This window comes from Paenibacillus glufosinatiresistens (assembly GCF_031470375.1).
GTDB classification, from domain to species: domain Bacteria; phylum Bacillota; class Bacilli; order Paenibacillales; family Paenibacillaceae; genus Paenibacillus_AQ; species Paenibacillus_AQ glufosinatiresistens.
The window spans coordinates 186,991-203,600 of the sequence record NZ_JAVFHT010000001.1; the positions used below are offsets into that span (position 1 = coordinate 186,991).

15 protein-coding genes are annotated in these 16,610 nt (G+C 60.5%); 11 read left to right on the plus strand and 4 right to left on the minus strand.

What is annotated here, in order from left to right:
* Window positions 1-41 precede the first annotated feature (41 nt).
* Window positions 42-1,361, plus strand: coding sequence for a glycosyltransferase family 2 protein (locus tag RBI05_RS00765; protein ID WP_310549781.1), 1,320 nt, complete (start codon window positions 42-44; stop codon window positions 1,359-1,361).
* 203 nt (window positions 1,362-1,564) lie between these two features.
* On the opposite strand, the gene RBI05_RS00770 is transcribed toward RBI05_RS00765, so the two are convergent.
* Window positions 1,565-2,068 (minus strand): hypothetical protein, encoded by a 504-nt coding sequence (locus RBI05_RS00770; protein WP_310549782.1) that lies wholly within the window; start codon window positions 2,066-2,068, stop codon window positions 1,565-1,567.
* 3 nt (window positions 2,069-2,071) lie between these two features.
* Window positions 2,072-2,395, minus strand: a complete 324-nt coding sequence (locus tag RBI05_RS00775) for a YtrH family sporulation protein (RefSeq protein ID WP_150459148.1) — start codon at window positions 2,393-2,395, stop codon at window positions 2,072-2,074.
* A gap of 154 nt (window positions 2,396-2,549) precedes the next feature.
* Between RBI05_RS00775 and RBI05_RS00780 the strand changes: the two genes are divergently transcribed.
* The 6 genes from RBI05_RS00780 to pyk all read left to right on the plus strand — a co-directional run bounded on the left by RBI05_RS00780 (window position 2,550) and on the right by pyk (window position 10,808).
* Window positions 2,550-6,206 carry a DNA polymerase III subunit alpha gene (locus RBI05_RS00780; RefSeq protein ID WP_310549783.1) on the plus strand — a complete coding sequence of 1,219 codons (3,657 nt, stop codon included), beginning with the start codon at window positions 2,550-2,552 and terminating at the stop codon, window positions 6,204-6,206.
* A gap of 74 nt (window positions 6,207-6,280) precedes the next feature.
* Window positions 6,281-6,769, plus strand: a complete 489-nt coding sequence (locus tag RBI05_RS00785; protein WP_150459150.1) for a phosphatidylglycerophosphatase A family protein — start codon at window positions 6,281-6,283, stop codon at window positions 6,767-6,769.
* A 178-nt stretch (window positions 6,770-6,947) separates the two neighbouring features.
* Window positions 6,948-7,136 carry a glutamate decarboxylase gene (locus RBI05_RS00790; RefSeq protein ID WP_150459151.1) on the plus strand — a complete coding sequence of 63 codons (189 nt, stop codon included), beginning with the start codon at window positions 6,948-6,950 and terminating at the stop codon, window positions 7,134-7,136.
* 75 nt (window positions 7,137-7,211) lie between these two features.
* Window positions 7,212-8,105: an acetyl-CoA carboxylase, carboxyltransferase subunit beta gene (gene accD, locus RBI05_RS00795; RefSeq protein WP_310549784.1), complete on the plus strand. Its 894-nt coding sequence runs from the start codon at window positions 7,212-7,214 to the stop codon at window positions 8,103-8,105.
* 1 nt (window position 8,106) lies between these two features.
* Window positions 8,107-9,108: an acetyl-CoA carboxylase carboxyltransferase subunit alpha gene (locus tag RBI05_RS00800; protein ID WP_310549785.1), complete on the plus strand. Its 1,002-nt coding sequence runs from the start codon at window positions 8,107-8,109 to the stop codon at window positions 9,106-9,108.
* Between the two features lie 275 nt (window positions 9,109-9,383).
* The gene (gene pyk / locus RBI05_RS00805) at window positions 9,384-10,808 is read left to right on the plus strand and encodes a pyruvate kinase (protein ID WP_310549786.1); all 1,425 of its coding nucleotides are present in this window, start codon (window positions 9,384-9,386) and stop codon (window positions 10,806-10,808) included.
* 84 nt (window positions 10,809-10,892) lie between these two features.
* Here the strand turns inward: pyk and RBI05_RS00810 are convergent, their stop codons facing one another.
* Entirely contained in the window at window positions 10,893-11,738 is an 846-nt protein-coding gene (locus tag RBI05_RS00810) for a G1 family glutamic endopeptidase (protein ID WP_310549787.1), read from the minus strand.
* A gap of 118 nt (window positions 11,739-11,856) precedes the next feature.
* On the opposite strand from RBI05_RS00810, the gene RBI05_RS00815 reads away from it, so the two are divergent.
* From RBI05_RS00815 to RBI05_RS00825, 3 genes are read left to right on the plus strand one after another with little or no spacing between them, the layout of a single operon-like run.
* On the plus strand, window positions 11,857-13,035 hold the full coding sequence (locus RBI05_RS00815; protein WP_150459155.1) for an MFS transporter: 1,179 nt from the start codon (window positions 11,857-11,859) through the stop codon (window positions 13,033-13,035).
* Window positions 13,036-13,087: 52 nt separating this feature from the next.
* On the plus strand, window positions 13,088-13,561 hold the full coding sequence (locus tag RBI05_RS00820) for an acyl-CoA thioesterase (RefSeq protein WP_310549788.1): 474 nt from the start codon (window positions 13,088-13,090) through the stop codon (window positions 13,559-13,561).
* 13 nt (window positions 13,562-13,574) lie between these two features.
* Window positions 13,575-13,976 (plus strand): FxsA family protein, encoded by a 402-nt coding sequence (locus tag RBI05_RS00825; protein WP_310549789.1) that lies wholly within the window; start codon window positions 13,575-13,577, stop codon window positions 13,974-13,976.
* Window positions 13,977-14,033: 57 nt separating this feature from the next.
* Here the strand turns inward: RBI05_RS00825 and ytvI are convergent, their stop codons facing one another.
* On the minus strand, window positions 14,034-15,149 hold the full coding sequence (gene ytvI / locus RBI05_RS00830) for a sporulation integral membrane protein YtvI (RefSeq protein ID WP_150459158.1): 1,116 nt from the start codon (window positions 15,147-15,149) through the stop codon (window positions 14,034-14,036).
* Between the two features lie 345 nt (window positions 15,150-15,494).
* Between ytvI and RBI05_RS00835 the strand changes: the two genes are divergently transcribed.
* Window positions 15,495-16,607, plus strand: a complete 1,113-nt coding sequence (locus RBI05_RS00835; protein ID WP_310549790.1) for a citrate/2-methylcitrate synthase — start codon at window positions 15,495-15,497, stop codon at window positions 16,605-16,607.
* Window positions 16,608-16,610 lie beyond the last annotated feature (3 nt).

Genomic DNA, 16,610 nt, shown 5'->3' on the forward strand with positions numbered 1-16,610 from the left:
CCAACCCAAGATTTATTACCTGTACATGGAGGGATGCGCATATGATACAGCAGGAACAAGGGGCCGCCGGAGCCGAAAGGCGGCTGATGGATGCCCTGGCGGATGAACTGTCCGCAGGCGGGGGACGGCTGCAGAGCGGGGCGCTGAGCGGAGAAATCCGCGCTCTTGCGGACAGGGAAGAGACGGAATTCCGGGAATCGCTGGATACGCTTGCCCGGCTGGCGATTCGGCAGGCGGACGGCAGGGATGCGCCCGGTGCGCTGGCCCTGTATCTGCGGAGCCGGCCGGAACTGGACGGTACGCCCGAGGCGGAGCGTCTGGCCGGGGTTCTGGCCAAGCTTCGCACCGGCGGCTCTGCCTTCCGGGAATCCGCCGGTTCGCAGGCCGCCGGAGAGGAGGCAGCGCCCAAAGTCAGCGTCATCATTACGACTTACAACCGCCGGGACTTTCTGAAGCAGGCGGTTGAGAGCATTCTGGCGCAGGATTATCCGAACAAGGAAGTGACCGTTATCGACGACGCCTCCACGGATGGAACGGACACGCTCATGCGCGGGCTATCCGGCGGCGATGAACGGGTATTCTATATGCGCAACGAGGCCAACCGGGGCCCCGGCGTCAACCGGCTGGCCGCCTTCGAGGCGCACGGCGACGGAGAATTCGTCCTGTTCCTGGACGATGACGATTATCTGATCGACCCGGGGTATTTCAGCCGGGCGGTCGCTTTTCACCGGGAACACCCGGATCTGTCGTTCGTCGCCGCCAATGTCTTTCTGGAGTACACCGCGGAGCGGCGGCTGGATTTGCAGGAGCTGGGACTGGCGGAGGTTACCGGGCGGCGGGATTTCTTCCTGAACTTCGAGCGGCCGGGCTACGGCAAGCCCGCCTCGACGCTGACGACGGTCTTCCGGCGTCAGGCCCTGATCGACATGAACATCTCGCAGATGAACATGGTGAATGACTCGTCCATTTATCTCCGCTCGCTGCTGGTTGGAGACGCCGGATTCATCGACTGCGTCGCCGGAGTCTACCGGATTCACGGCAGCAATATCACCTTCAGCCTCAGCCGCGACTTCCTGGTGCGCAATCTGGAAGAGAAGCGGAGCATCCGCCAGCTTGCCCTGGATCGCTACGGCTACCGGAACCAAGAGCTGACCCCCTGGTTCGAGAACACTTCCTATGATACGATCGTCTACTATCTTAGAAATTCCGCGAAGACTTCGGAGGATTACAGCTACATGTTCCGCTGGACCCGGGACCACTGCCCGGGGGTATACGGCCAAGTGAAGCGGGAATTCGGCCGCAAGCGGATCAAGAAGCAGATCCTCCAGGTGCCGCTGGTGCGGATGCTGGTGCGGCGCTGAAGACGGGGCCGTGCAGGCCGAAGCAGGCCTCTTCATAGCAACAGAAGCAGAAGCCGCCGGGGCTAGCGTCCCGGCGGCTTCTTGGCAATGGATGTTTATTTCAGACGGATGTTTCTTTCTGTTGAAGGTCTCTTGTTGACGGCTGAACTTTCTTTGGAGTCCAAGGCTGGATCTTCTTGGACGGATAGCCGTCCCGGAGGCCGCTACGGGCGGCGCGCCGGCCCGATCTCCACCCAAATCTGCAGCACGCCTTCCATGACAAGCATCGTCCGGATTGTGACAGCATACTCCTTGTCCCGGACGATATAGACCTTGCCGCCGAGCAGCAGGCGGGCCATCTTGGCGTCGGTGTCGATATCGAACACGCTCCGTCCCCGCATCGGGGCGAGATCGGCCCCCAGCCGGTTGACGATATCCTTGACGGTAACCGCATCCGGGACGGATGTCTCGCCGCGCGCGGAGGCGTCTTCGGCGCGGATTTTGATCTCCTTGATGACGGAGCTGCTGTTCTTGTATTTCTTCAGCGTAACGATGTCTTTCTCGTATTGGGAGAGCCGGACCCGCAGGTCCTGATTGTCGAGCCAGAGCGCATTGTACCCGGCGTGAAAGACGGAATTATAGAATACGCTGCCGAGCACCATGCCGAGCACACAGGAAGCGGCCAGCTGCGAGAACCGGCGGAACCGGCCGAAAGGAGGAATCCGCATGGTCTACCCCCTGCCTGCAACCCATTTGACCAGCTCGCTGCCCATATGCGCTCCAAGGAACGCGAACACCAGGTACAGGATCTGCTTGATGGCCGGCGAGAGGTTCCCCCCCAGCATGTTGCTCTCGATTACCCGCATCGGGTCAATCGTCCCCCCGACGGCAGCAGCAAGCGCCCAGATCTTGATGCGGTCCGCCACGTCAAGCATGGTGACCGTCGGCGGCTGCAGCGAGAAGACCGCGCCTATGCCCCCAAGCATGGCCCCGCCCAGCACAATGCCGAAGGCAATGAAAAAATCAAGGATGGCCTTGCTCAGAAAAGTGCCCATCCGAATCCTCCTTTCGCCGGAAGCGGGGCTGCCGCCAGCAGCCGCTTGCGGCCTGTCCCCGCTCTCTTCCCATTGTATGGGCGGCTCCCCCGGCAATATGATAAAATGTAGGGAAGGAATTCAAGTCAGGCGAAGGCCGGAAGGAAGTGGGAGCATGACCCCTTTCGTGCATCTGCATGTGCACAGCGAATACAGTTTACTGGACGGGGCCGCGCGCATCTCGGAACTCGCGCGCCGCGCCGCCGATTACGGCATGACCTCGCTGGCGCTGACCGATCACGGCGTCATGTACGGGGCCATTCCCTTCTATAAAGCATGCCGCGAACACGGCATCAAGCCGATCATCGGCTGCGAGGTTTATTTGACGGCGGGCTCCCGGAAGGAGCGGGGGAGCCGCAAGGATCAGCCGATTTATCACCTCATTCTGCTCGCCAAGTCGGAGACGGGTTACCGGAACCTCATGAAGCTGGTTTCGGCCGGCCATCTCGAAGGCTACCATTATAAACCGCGCATTGATATGGAGCTGCTGGCGGCGTACGCAGAGGGGCTCGTCTGCCTCAGCGCATGTCTGGGCGGCGAGGTGCCGCAGCATCTGCTGCACGGCCGGGAGGAAGAGGCCCGGCGCGCCGCCCTGCGGTACCGGGAGATTTTCGGAGAAGACTTCTATCTGGAGCTGCAGGACCACGGCCTGGTGGAGCAGAAACGGGTCAATCCGAAGCTGATCGCGCTTGCCGGGGAACTCGGCATCGGGCTTGCAGCCACCAATGATGTCCACTACCTGTCCCGGGAAGACGCCGCCATGCAGGATGTGCTGATCTGCATCGGGACCGGCAAGACGGTGGATGACGAAGACCGGCTGAAGATCGGCACCGACCAGCTCTATCTGAAGAACGACGCCGAGATGGCGGCGCTGTTCCCGCATGTGCCGGAGGCGATCGCCAACACGGCGGCCATCGCGGAGAAATGCAATCTGGAGCTGGAATTCGGCAGACATATTCTCCCGGCGTACGACCCGATTCCGGATGGGCTGGACGCCCCGGCTTATCTTCGCCGTCTCTGCCTGGCAGGGCTGGAGGAACGGTACGCGGGCACGGCGCGCTGGGAAGAGCCGAGTTCCCGGCAGGAAGCGCAGGATAGGCTGGAGTATGAGCTTGGCGTCATCGAGAGCATGGGCTTCAGCGATTATTTTCTGATTGTCTGGGACTTCATTGCCTACTGCCACCGCCAAGGCATTGCGACCGGACCGGGGCGCGGCTCGTCGGCGGGCAGTCTGACGGCGTATTGCTTGCGGATTACGGATGTCGATCCGCTGAAGTACAATCTGCTGTTCGAGCGCTTCCTGAACCCCGAACGGGTAACCATGCCCGATATCGACATCGACTTCAGCGACGAGCGGCGCGATGAGGTGATTGCCTACGTTGCCGCTAAATACGGCGAATCGCATGTCGCCCAGATCATCACCTTCGGCACCATGGCCGCCCGCGCCGCCGTTCGCGACGTCGGACGGGCGCTGAATTTGCCGTACGGCGAAGTTGACAAGGCGGCGAAGCTGATTCCCGGCCAGCTCGGGATCAGCATTGCGCGCGCGCTGGAGAGCAGCCCCGATCTCAAGGCGCTCTATGAGGGCAGCCCCCGGGTCCGGGAGCTGCTGGACATGGCGATGAAGGTCGAGGGCATGCCCCGGCACGCTTCGACCCATGCGGCGGGCGTTGTAATCTCGCGCGGTCCGCTGACCGACGCGGTGCCGCTGCAGGAGGGCAATGAAGGAACGGCGCTGACGCAGTACTCCATGGAGCATCTGGAAGCGATCGGATTGCTGAAGATGGACTTCCTCGGGCTGCGCACCCTGTCGATCATCGAGCGCTGCACAGACTGGATCGCGCAGCTTGCCGGCTCGGCCCCCGACTTCCGCGGCATTGCCGACGATGATCCGGCGACCTACGAGATGCTGGGACGCGGCGAGACAACCGGCGTCTTTCAGCTGGAGTCGGCGGGCATGAGAAGAGTGCTCAAGGAGCTGCGGCCGACGGCCTTTGAGGATATCGTCTCCGTCCTGGCGCTGTACCGTCCGGGACCGATGGAGTTCATCCCGAAATATATTCAGGGCAAACACGGGCTGGCGGAGGTGGAGTATCCCCACCCCGATCTCATCCCGATTCTCGCCGATACGTACGGGATTATCGTCTATCAGGAACAGATTATGCAGATCGCCTCCCGCATGGCGGGCTTCTCGCTGGGCGAAGCCGATCTTCTGCGCCGCGCCGTCTCGAAGAAGAAGCGCGAGACGCTGGACCGCGAACGCGGGCATTTTGTCGCCGGCAGTCTGAAGCAGGGTTACCGGGAGGCGGACGCCAATGCCGTCTATGATATGATTGTCCGCTTCGCCGACTACGGCTTCCCCCGGGCCCATGCTGCCGCCTACGGCGTTCTGGCGTTCCAGACGGCCTATCTCAAGGCCCATCATCCGGTGCCGTTCATGGCCGCCATGCTGACGGCTGTCATGGGGGTTCACCGCAAGGTGGCCGAATATGTGCTGGACTGCCGGAGAATGGGCATCTCTGTCCTGCCGCCGGACGTCAACGGCAGCGGGGTGACCTTCACGCCGTCGAGCGCCGGAGGCGGGGAATCCGGCAGCGGGCATATCCGCTTCGGGCTGGCGGCGATCAAGAACGTCGGCACGCTGGCCGTTGAAGGCATTCTGGAGGCCCGGAAGGAGCGGCGGTTCGACAGCCTGCTCGATTTCTGCCGCCGGGTCGACCTTCGCGTCTGCAACAAGCGGGTCATCGAGTCGCTGATTCAGGCCGGAGCCTTCGACAGCCTGCCCGGCCACCGGGCCCAGCTCCTGGCGATGCTGGACGAGACGGTGGATGCCGCCGTGAAATGGCGGAAGGAGCGGGATGAACTGCAGATCCAGCTCTTCGACGATCTGATCGAATCGCCGAACTGGGACATCTCCTATCCGGACATTCCCCGGTTCTCGGCCGCCCAGCAGCTGGAGCTGGAGCGGGAGCTGCTCGGCCTGTATTTGTCGGGCCATCCGCTGGACGATGCCGAAGAGCTGCTGGAGGAGCCGGGCGTGCAGCGTCTGGTGGAGCTGGAGGAGGCCCCTGACGAGAGCATGGCCGTGACGGCGGGGAGAATCGTGTCCATCAAGGAGATTATGACAAAGGCCGGCAAAGCGATGGCCTTTGTCGAGTGGGAGGACCAGATTGACCGCTGCGAGGTCGTGCTCTTCCCCGAAGTGTGGAAGCGCAGCCGCAGCGCCGCCCAGAAAGGCGCGCTGCTGGCGCTGCGCGCCAGGGTCCAGCAGCAGGACGAAGGCTTCAAGCTGCTGGCCGAAGAGCTCGCGCCGCTCACGCTGGACGCCGTGCGCGCCCTGCTGCGGCGCCGGGAAGCTGCGGCTTCCCGGCCGCGGGGGGGCGCCGGGCCTGCGCAGGCCGGCGGCTTGACGGCCGCGCCGCGTCAAGCCGGCGCGGCTCCGCGGTCCGCAGCGTCCCCGGGGCGTCCGCCGGGGACGGGCACGGGCGGCGCAGCCCGCGCTTCGTCCGCCGGAGCCTCAGGGGACGGCTCCCCAACGGGCGCCGGGCTGCGCGCGTTCATCAAGATCACGCCGCAGGCCGAAGAGCAGGGTCTCCTGCCGGGCCTGCAGGAGCTGCTGCGCCGCCATCCGGGCAGCGTGCCGACGCTGCTCTTCTACGAGAGCCGACAGAAGCTGCTCGCGCTCAGCGACAGCTACCGGGTCGAGCCGGTCCCGGAGCTGGTCCGGGGCATCGAGGCGATGCTCGGGGAGGGAACGGTCGTTATCAAATAAGAACGTTTTGCCTTTTGCGCGCATAGAGTAGGAGACGGCCGGACTTAACCGGCGCAGCAAAGGGGAGAACGCGGATGTCATACCAAGTCGCGGCGGACATGCTGGAGCGCAGGGGCGTCTCCATCGAATCGATTGCAGAGATTGTCCATGCCCTTCAGTCAGTCTATTATCCGGAGTTGAAGCAGGAGGAATGCGCGGCGAGCGTCCGGGCCGTCCTCGGCAAGAGAGAGGTGCAATATACGCTGATGACGGGGATCGCCCTGGATGAGCTGGCCGAGCGGAAGCTGCTGCCCCAGCCGCTGCAGGCCGTAATGGAGGCGGACGAATCCCTCTACGGGGCGGACGAGACGCTGGCGCTCGGCATCACCGGCGTATACGGCATGATTGGCCTGACCGGCTTCGGCTATCTCGACAAGAACAAACCCGGCGTTATCGGCATGCTCAACGACAAAACCCGAGGCATTCATGTCTTTCTCGACGATCTGGTCGCCAGCATCGCGGCGGCCGCATCGGCGCGGATTGCCCACCGGCATGAGGGAGCAAGGCAATATTTCGATGCCTGAACGGGGCGTTCGCGAAGCCTTTTATTCCGCACCGCAGAGCCGCTCTGCGTCCTTCCGGGGACGCGGCGCGGCCCTTTGTCCTATGCCCGGACTCTGTTGCAGGAAAAAAGTAAACTGTGTTATCATGGTTCCAACGTACGGGTACGGCTGATTGAGGAAGGGGAGGACTTGTCGGGACATGTGGACGGTCATCTATATTGCGCCTACCGCCAGGATGGCGGATATGATCAAGAGTAAGCTGACGGAAGAAGGATTTCTGGTCCAGAGCCGCCCGGTCAATATGTCCAAGCAGCAATTTGAAATTCTCGTTCCTTCCGGAGAATTGGAAGAAGTCCAGGAAGTGCTTAACCTGATTCTGCACCCGTAGCCCGCCGACGTCGGGAACGGGAGAGCAGTGAACGGCAGGCTGCATAACGCCAATAATGTGCTGAGAGGTGCGGTTGTGTTCAAAGACTTATTTCAGAAAAAACGGAAATACGCGACTATTCCATCCCAGCGCGCGCTGCGCAGCGGCGAGCCGGAACCCGGTGAACGCCCGAAGCGGGAAGTTCCCGAAGGATTGATGAGCAAATGCGCCAAGTGCGGCTCTATCCAGTACAGCAAGGAACTGGAGAAGCACCTGAAAGTATGTCCGGCCTGCGGCTATCACATGCGGCTGAACGCCGCCGAGCGGATTGCCATCACGCTGGATGAGGGCAGCTTCGTGGAATTCGACGCCGGCATGACTTCGGTCGATCCGCTGCAATTCCCGGGCTACGCCTCGAAGCTGGAGCAGCAGAAGCTGAAGACCGGCCGCGAAGAAGCGGTCATCACCGGCATAGGGACCATTGACGGACATGCCGTCATGATCGCCGTTATGGATTTTGAATTCTTTTCGGGCAGCATGGGCTCGGTCGTCGGAGAGAAGATTACCCGGGCCGTCGAGGAAGCGACCGTGCAGCGTCTGCCGCTGCTGATCTTCTCGACCTCGGGCGGCGCCCGGATGCAGGAGAGCATTCTCAGTCTCATGCAGATGGCGAAGACGAGCGCCGCTCTCGCCCGGTTCGGCGAGTCCGGAGGCCTTTATTTGTCGATCATTACCGACCCGACTACAGGCGGCGTATCCGCCAGCTTTGCAAGTCTGGGCGATATTATCATTGCCGAGCCGGGAGCGGTATTCGGCTTTGCCGGACGGATTGTCATTGAGCAGACGATCCGGCAGAAGCTGCCGGATGACTTTCAGACGGCGGAGTTCAATTTAAAGCACGGACAATTGGATCTTGTGGTTCACCGCAAGGAAATGCGGTCCAAGCTCTCCAGGCTGCTGGAGCTGCATGACACGAAAGGGGGCTGCTGAAATGGCGGGCGAATTGCCTTTTGAGACCCCTCTGGCGGAAATGCGCAAGAAGATCATGGAACTGCAGCAGTTCGGCGCAGAGAAGGGCATTGATTTCAGCGAAGAGATTGCCAGGCTGGAAGAACGCTACCGGCTGCTGGAAGATGAAATATACGCCAATATTACGCCTTCGCAGAAAATGCACCTGGCCCGCCATCACGGCCGGCCGACCTCGCTTGATCTGATGAATCTCATCTTCGACGATTTCCTGGAACTGCACGGCGACCGGCTCTTCGGCGACGATCTGGCCGTAGTCGGGGGCATTGCCAAGCTGGACGGGCAGCCCGTTACGGTAATCGGGCAGCAGCGCGGGAAGGACACCAAGGACAATATTGCCCGCTTCTTCGGCAGCGCTCATCCCGAGGGCTTCCGCAAGGCGCTGCGGCTGATGCAGCAGGCGGACAAGTTCCGGCGCCCCATTATTACTTTTATTGATACCAAGGGCGCTTATCCCGGCAATACGGCCGAGGAGCGGGGGCAGTCCGAGGCCATCGCCCGGAATCTGCTGGAGATGTCGAAGCTTCGGGTTCCGGTCATCTGCGTTGTCATCGGCGAAGGCGGAAGCGGCGGAGCGTTGGCCATGGCCGTCGGCAACCGGGTGCTGATGCTGGAGCATGCGATCTATTCCGTCATTTCTCCGAACGGAGCCGCTTCCATTCTGTGGAAGGACGCCACCAAAGCCGACAAGGCGGCGGAAGCGATGAAGATTACGGCCGCCGATCTGCTGGCCATGGAAGTCGTCGAGGAGATCGTGCCCGAGCCGAAGGGCGGAGCGCATGCCGATTATGAAGCGACAGCCGGACATATTAAGGAAGCAATTATCCGTCATCTGCAGGAGCTGTCCGTCATGGACGCCGACGAGCTGCGGGAGGACCGCTACCTGAAATTTCGCAAGATCGGCGAATATGCCGAAGCCCGCGAAGAAGAGGCGCTTCCCGAAGAAGCCGCCTTGAGTCCGGAATAGAGGAATAGCCATAGCGGCCTGCTCCCGCCCAGCGAGAGCAGGCCGCTTTTTGCCGATCAGGGTCTCTCAATCTATCAAATTGCTTTTCGTATCTGTGTACTGTTTTTCACAAATTACATATGAGTTTTACATGAAATCACCCCGGAATCATTGATTTTGTCTAGCGGTTGCAGTAATATTCATAAGGGCGCAGTTAACCTGCCAATTCATAGGGTATCAATATTAACGGTTGGATCAGCCACACAGAGAGAAACAAAAAAACGGAGGAAAACCTAATGCGGAAAAGTAAAATTGTATGTACGATCGGTCCTGCAAGCGAATCGTTGGAGAACATCAAAAAATTGATTTTGGCCGGAATGAACGTGGCCCGTCTGAACTTCTCCCACGGCGATTATGAAGAGCACGGCAACCGGATCAAGACGATCCGTCAGGCTTCCCAGGAACTGGGCAAGACTGTAGCCATCCTTCTGGACACCAAAGGACCCGAAATTCGTACAGGCAAGCTGGAAGTAGAGCCGATCGAACTGGTTCAGGATGAGTACCTGACCCTGACGACCGAAGAAATCCTGGGCGACAAGAACCGGATTTCCGTGACCTACACCGATCTGCCGAGCGACGTTCAGGTAGGTTCGACCATCCTCATCGACGACGGTCTGATCGGACTGACTGTTGTTGACATTCAAGGCACCGAAATCAAGACCCGTATCGTCAACGGCGGAACGATTAAGAGCAAGAAGGGCGTTAACGTGCCCGGAGTTGCCATTTCCCTGCCGGGCATTACGGAGAAGGACACCAACGACATTGTTTTCGGGATCGAACAGGACATCGATTTTATTGCCGCTTCCTTCGTTCGCAAAGCCAGCGACGTGCTGGAAATCCGCGATCTGCTCAAGAAGCACAATGCGGAGCATATCCAGATTATTTCCAAGATTGAGAACCAGCAGGGTGTGGACAACCTGGACGAGATCCTGGCTGTATCCGACGGCCTGATGGTTGCCCGCGGCGACCTGGGCGTAGAAATTCCGGCGGAAGATGTGCCGCTGGCCCAGAAGCTGATGATTCAGAAGTGCAACATCGCCGGCAAGCCGGTAATTACGGCTACCCAGATGCTGGATTCCATGCAGCGCAATCCGCGTCCGACCCGCGCCGAAGCGAGCGACGTGGCGAACGCCATCTTCGACGGCACCGACGGCATCATGCTGTCCGGCGAAACGGCCGCAGGGAAATACCCGGTTGAGTCCGTGTTGACGATGTCCCGCATCGCCGAGAAGGCTGAATCCGCGCTGAACTACCGTGAAATCTTCCTGAAGCAGCAGATTGCCCAGGAAACGACGGTAACGGAAGCGATCAGCCAATCCGTCGCGATCTCCGCGCTGGACCTGAACGCCAAAGCGATCATTTCCTCGACGGTCAGCGGCCACACGGCTCGCGTCGTATCGAAGTATCGTCCGAAGTCGCCGATCATCGCGGTAACGACCGAAGACCGCACGATGCGTCAGCTCGCGCTGGTATGGGGCGTGTTCCCGGTTCGCGGCGAGCAGGCTTCTTCGACCGATGAACTGCTGGAGACAGCCGTTAAGGGCGGCAAGGCTTCCGGCCTCGTGAAGGGCGGCGACCTTGTCGTAATCACTGCCGGTATTCCGCTGGGCCGTTCGGGCTCCACGAACCTGGTGAAAGTTGAACAAATCGCGAACGACTAAGCACCTGCTGCCTTAGGTCTGAAGACCCGGCTCTCGCAGGAGTGTTACGCATGAATAGAGCATCGAACAAGAAGCAATGGCGTTCTAGCCATTGCTTTTTGTATGAGGTGAAGGATGCCGGCAGGGCTTCCGGCGGATAAGCCTTGCTGCGAGACGGAGCTTTCCGAGCGGCGGACCAAGGCGGCGCACTGCAAAGGCGTCTCCGCGAGCCGAAGGGGCGGTAGGGACGGCATAGACCCGGCCGTTCTGAATGAGAATGCCGCCGTCTCTCAGGCGCAGCCGGGGATTGCGGCCGTTCACCCGGCAGCGGAAGAAGCAGACGGGAGTCAGCGCGGCAAGGCGAGTGGGCGCCCCGTCGACGAAGGGGGGCTCCAGAATCCATTCGGCCGATGTCATGGGACCGCTATAGGAACGATCGGTGCAGAAGCTCCAGCCGCGGGTAAGGTTGCAGAGCGCAATTCTCCATAAGCCGGAGGACTGGCGGCGGATCGAAGCGCGCATCCGGTCCCCGGGTAAGACAGGATAGGGAATCGGGGTCTCCGCTGCCGGAAGAATCTCCCACCAGGCATAATAGCGGGCTTTGCCGTCCACAAATTCATGGGCGGTCCCCGTCTGGATCAGGCTGGAATTCCGGAATCCGTCGATTCCAATCCAGGCGGAGGAATAAGAAGGCTGTCTCGTCGGTCGGACTATCGGGACGCGCCACTCGGCTGAAATGCTGCGGAAGCGGCCCTTACGGCCGGAGAGGGCATACCCGCTCCAGTTCGAGGAAGCCCAGCCCAGGCGTTCTCTGCCGGAAGGCGAATGGCGCCCGGTTATGGAACAGGGCCGGTGGCGGTGTCTGCCCGGCAACGGTCTTCGGGTCGAAGTTGCCGGCGGGCCTGAAGCGGGCATTCGGCGGTTGGCGTGGGACCGCTTGCGTTGAATCATAGGTATTCTCCTCCTTGATAAAGCTGGCTGTTCGGTGGTTATGACAGTAGATGCACAGCCGAAGGGCGGGGAATGGGCATTTAGACAATTTGGATGGTGCGGGAGGAAGCAAGGCGCGATGTGGACCAAAATGCTTAAACTTCGGTTGTTCTATCTGTTTCTCGGCTTATCGGGCGGGCTGTTCGGCCCGTATCTGACCCTTCTGCTCTCGCATAACGGGCTGGACAGCAGCCGGATCGGTATGCTGATGGCGCTCGGGACGCTGGTGGCGATTCTGCTCCAGCCGGTCTGGGGCATTATTTCCGACCGCTACCGCCAGACCCGGCTTGTGCTGATCCTCAGTGTTGCGGTTCCGGCGGCGCTCGCTGTACTGTACCGCTCCGATCTCTATCTGGTGCTCACGCTGGTCTATATGGTATCGACAGTCTTTTCCTCTACCCAGGCGCCGATCTCGGACTCTTACGCCATCGCGGCGGCCCGGCAGGCGGGATCGACCTATGGCAGCATCCGGCTCATGCTGAGCTTTGGAGCGGCGGTGGGAGGCTATGCCGGCGGACGGTATGTATCGGCCTTCACGGTATCGAGCATCTGGCTGCCTTATCTGCTGCTGGCCGCAGCCGCCGTAGCGGTGGCGCTGACCCTGCCGCGGGAAGCGGAGGAGAACCATATGATGCCGCAGTCGCTCTCGCGGGGCATCCGGGAGCTGATGGGCAACCGGATGTTCCTCGCCTTCCTGGGAGGCAGCTTCCTGGTCAATCAGACGATGACGGCCTTCGGTACCTACTTCGTGCTGGCCTTCAAGTCGGCGGGCGGCTCGACTGCCCATGCGGGCATCGCGCTGCTGATAGCTTCGATCACCAACGTGCCGTCCATGCTGATCGCTTCCAAGGTCATGGCCCGGTGGGGCATTGAACGGACGATGCTTCTGGCGGCGCTGGTCTATGTGCTGCGCTGGGGTATCCAGGTTGTCCTGCCCGATCCGTCTGTCATGATCGGAGTCCAGTTCCTTCACGGGCTTTCTTTTGGCTTCTTCTATATTGCGGCGGTGGAATACGTGTCCCGAATCACGGCGGCGGACATGCAGGCTACCGGACAGAGCGTCTTCAATATGGTCTTCTCCGGTCTGGCGGGAATCGTGGGCAATCTGCTGAACGGGTATCTGCTGAATCAGGGCGGCGTTGCGGCGATGAACATCTCCTGTATGCTGAGCGCAGCCCTCGGTTCGCTGCTTCTGCTCATCGTGGCGCGGAGCTCGCGACGCCGGAAATTTGCCGCCCCGGTGCAGACGGGCGTATAATGAGTCAACCGGGTAATGATGAAGGATTGTATGACTCAAGGAGGAAGACCAAATGAGAAAGAACGCTGTTGCGCTGCCCGGAAGCTGGCACGGGACCCCGCTCAGGGTCCGCTACCAGGAGACCGACGGCATGGGCGTCGTGTACCATTCCAATTATTTGAACTGGTTCGAGGTGGCGCGAACGGAGATGCTCCGTGAGCTCGGCTTCGCTTACCGTATGCTTGAGGAGCAAGGCGTAATGCTGCCTGTGACCGCGGCAGAGCTGCAATATAAAAGTCCGGCCCGTTATGACGATCAGATTAGGGTATACACGCGGGTATCGGCGTTCTCGCCGCTCCGCATGGCCTTTGAGTACGAAGTCCGGCGGAGCGATGGCCTGGACGGGGAGGAGGCTCCCGCCGGCAGCGGCGATCTGCTTGTAACCGGGAAGACCGAGCATGTCTGGGTGGACCGGACCTGGAAGCCCTGCCGGCTGGAACGGGTGCTTCCGGAGCAGTTCGCGGCTTTGACCGAGGCGCTGCGGTAGAAGGGAGAGCGTAATGGTTATCAGGGGAAAATGGTTGTGGGCCGCGATCTTTATTGTGCCCGCTGTGGAATTATTCGGTTTTCTGCTCGTGTCGGAGCACATCGGCGTCTCCAAGGCGCTCCTGCTGCTGCTGGCCACGTCGGTCATCGGACTTGTGATGATGCGTTTTGAGGGCAAGAAAGTGCTGCAGGACAGCAAGGCGCTGCTGGAATCGGGCCAGCCGCCCGGCCGGACCATGCTGGACGGCCTGTGCGTTTTTATGGGCGGCATGATGCTGATTCTGCCCGGATTCGTAACGGATCTGATCGGCTTTACGCTGCTGTTCCCGCTGACGCGGCCGGTGTACCGCTTCTGGATGATGAAGTGGATTCAGAGAAAGATGAAGAACGGAACCTTCACGTATTACCGCAAATAGAAGCTGATAAGCCGCTTTTGCCCGCCCGCCGGCAGGAATTAGCGGCTTTTGGCATTCTTAACGGGGTCTCCCGGTTGCGATGTAGCTCCGCAGGCTGCGGAAGACGCCCGCCCGGTGCAGCGCCCCCAGCACGACGAGCGCAACGGGGCCGAAGAGCAGGCCGACCGCGCCGAAGAGCTGAAGCCCTGCGAACATCACGATCAGCATGGCCAAGGGATCGACGCCGATGCTGCTTCCGAGCACCTTGGGCTCCAGGAGCTGACGCGTAATCAGCACGACGGCGAAGAGAGCGGCCAGCCCTGCGGCAAGGCCGGTCTGCCCCGACATATAGGAGAGCAGGGCCCAGGGAATCAGGACGGCGCCGACGCCGAGGTAGGGCAGCAGATCGACAACGCTGATCATCAGCCCGATCGCGAAGGCGGAATCGACGCCGAGCAGCGCCAGACCGAGAATGACCAGGGTTGCCGTGATCGACAGCAGAATGAGCTGGGCGGTGAAGTAGCCAAGCAGCGATTTGCGGAGCTCCGCCCAGATGCCTTCGGCCGTATCCCGCCAGGTGGCCGGGATGATCCCGGCCAGCATCCGGTTGTGCCGCTCCCAGCCGGTTGCGAGAAAAAAAGCGGCAAGAACGACTACCCCAAGCACCGTACCGAAGGAAGGGAGCGAGGAGATCAACTGCAGGATTGCGTTGAAGAAGCCGCCGACGACGCGCGTAGCCAGGGCGCCGAGCGTGCCGGTCGTCCGGCTGATGTTGCTGTCGATGGTCGCATGATAGCCGGGATTGCTCTGGTAGAACGCTTCGATCTGGCTGATAATGTTCCGGATGCTCCGGCTCTCGCTCCAGGAGAGCAGCAGACGGCGCCATTCTTCGGTATGGAGACTGAGCGTCTGTGCCAGCACAATCAGTTCCTTGACCAGCTTGGTTATCAGTGCGGTGATGACAAGTCCGGCGCTGCCGATATACAGAATCAGCGCCAGACACACGGCCAGCCAGCCCGGCAGGCGCCAGACCTTCAGCCGCAGTACAAGCGGGTGAATCAGAAAGGCGAGTAGCCAGGCGAGCAGAAGCGGGTAGACGAGCGGCATCAGCAGATACAGAGCGGCCAGCAGAGCCGAGCCGCCCAAAAGGACCCAGAGGGCCCGCAGCAATCTTTTGACGGTTAGGGATTCCATGGAATTCTCCTTCCAGGGGTTCTTCGCGCTTCCGCCGGAGAGAGCGGTCTACTCTCAATCTATTCCCGGAGTGCGGCTGTCAGACATGCTTACGGAGAGCAAATGCTAACCAGCAAGCGCTTACATGAAACAGCGGCGAAGAATGGATTTTTCTATCCGGCCGATAAAATCATTTGATGCCAAGCGAAGCTCCCACATTGTTCACATAACCGTCAATATCCGGTATGATGATTAAAGGTTAAGAGCTCCCTCCTGAAACGGAATTTCGGAAACCTCAAATTTGTAACGGTTTTCACGGGAATGAGGCTGCATTAAATCCCTGTTGGCAAAGGAGAGATGTTAATCATGACAGTTACCAAAGGCCTGGAAGGCATCGTAGCTACGACCTCTTCCATTAGCTCTATCGTAGACGGCGTGCTTACGTACCGCGGATACGATATCGATGATCTCGCCCGGAATGCCGGCTTTGAAGAGACGGCCTATCTGCTCTGGTTCGGGAAGCTGCCGTCCACAGCCGAGCTGGAGAAGCTGAACCGCGATCTCGGAAGATTCGCGCCGCTTCCCGCCGAGCTGCTGGAGCAGATGAAGCTGTACCCGAAGAACGCCAACACGATGGCGGCCCTGCGTTCGGCGGTGTCCGCGCTGGCGCTGTACGATTCGGCCGCCGACGATATGAGCCGTGAAGCCAATGAGATTAAGGCGGTCAAGCTGCAGGCTCAGCTGCCGACGATTGTGGCTGCGCTGGCCCGCATCCGCCAGGGTCTGGAGCCTGTGGCTCCGAAGAGCGAAGCTTCGATTGCGGAGAATTTCCTCTATATGCTGTGGGGAAGAGAACCGGATGCAGTCTCCGTAAAAGCGCTGGACGCCGCGCTGGTGCTTCATGCCGACCATGAGCTGAATGCGTCGACGTTCGCCGGACGGGTGACGGTGGCGACGCTGTCGGATATTTATTCGGGCGTGACTTCCGCCATCGGAGCGCTGAAGGGACCGCTGCACGGCGGAGCCAATGAAGCGGTGATGAGAATGCTGGAAGAGATCGGCAGCCCGGATAACGTCGATTCCTATATTTCGGGCAAGCTGGAGCGCCGGGAGAAGATTATGGGCTTCGGCCACCGGGTATACAAGAACGGCGATCCGCGGGCGAAGCATCTGATGAAGATGTCGCACGAGCTCGGCGTCATGAAGAACGACACCTCCCTGTATGACATGTCGGTCCGGATTGAAGAACTGATTACGAGCCGCAAGGGCCTCAAGCCGAATGTCGATTTTTATTCCGCTTCCGTGTATACTCAGTTAGGCATCGAGCGGGAATTGTTCACGCCGATCTTCGCCATCAGCCGGGTGTCGGGCTGGACCGCCCATATTCTGGAGCAGTACGAAGACAACCGAATCATCCGTCCGCGCGCCGAGTATACCGGGTTGATCGAGCAGAAATACGTGCCGGTCGACGAGCGTTAAGCG

Coding starts and splice junctions, on each gene's coding strand:
- RBI05_RS00815 (WP_150459155.1), top strand. CDS start 11,857: ATGTGGACCAAAATGCTTAAACTTCGGTTGTTCTATCTGTTTCTCGGC.
- RBI05_RS00775 (WP_150459148.1), bottom strand. CDS start 2,395: ATGGGCACTTTTCTGAGCAAGGCCATCCTTGATTTTTTCATTGCCTTC.
- RBI05_RS00780 (WP_310549783.1), top strand. CDS start 2,550: ATGACCCCTTTCGTGCATCTGCATGTGCACAGCGAATACAGTTTACTG.
- RBI05_RS00765 (WP_310549781.1), top strand. CDS start 42: ATGATACAGCAGGAACAAGGGGCCGCCGGAGCCGAAAGGCGGCTGATG.
- RBI05_RS00800 (WP_310549785.1), top strand. CDS start 8,107: ATGGCGGGCGAATTGCCTTTTGAGACCCCTCTGGCGGAAATGCGCAAG.
- RBI05_RS00820 (WP_310549788.1), top strand. CDS start 13,088: ATGAGAAAGAACGCTGTTGCGCTGCCCGGAAGCTGGCACGGGACCCCG.
- RBI05_RS00835 (WP_310549790.1), top strand. CDS start 15,495: ATGACAGTTACCAAAGGCCTGGAAGGCATCGTAGCTACGACCTCTTCC.
- RBI05_RS00810 (WP_310549787.1), bottom strand. CDS start 11,738: ATGATTCAACGCAAGCGGTCCCACGCCAACCGCCGAATGCCCGCTTCA.
- RBI05_RS00785 (WP_150459150.1), top strand. CDS start 6,281: ATGTCATACCAAGTCGCGGCGGACATGCTGGAGCGCAGGGGCGTCTCC.
- ytvI (WP_150459158.1), bottom strand. CDS start 15,149: ATGGAATCCCTAACCGTCAAAAGATTGCTGCGGGCCCTCTGGGTCCTT.
- RBI05_RS00825 (WP_310549789.1), top strand. CDS start 13,575: ATGGTTATCAGGGGAAAATGGTTGTGGGCCGCGATCTTTATTGTGCCC.
- RBI05_RS00770 (WP_310549782.1), bottom strand. CDS start 2,068: ATGCGGATTCCTCCTTTCGGCCGGTTCCGCCGGTTCTCGCAGCTGGCC.
- pyk (WP_310549786.1), top strand. CDS start 9,384: ATGCGGAAAAGTAAAATTGTATGTACGATCGGTCCTGCAAGCGAATCG.
- RBI05_RS00790 (WP_150459151.1), top strand. CDS start 6,948: ATGTGGACGGTCATCTATATTGCGCCTACCGCCAGGATGGCGGATATG.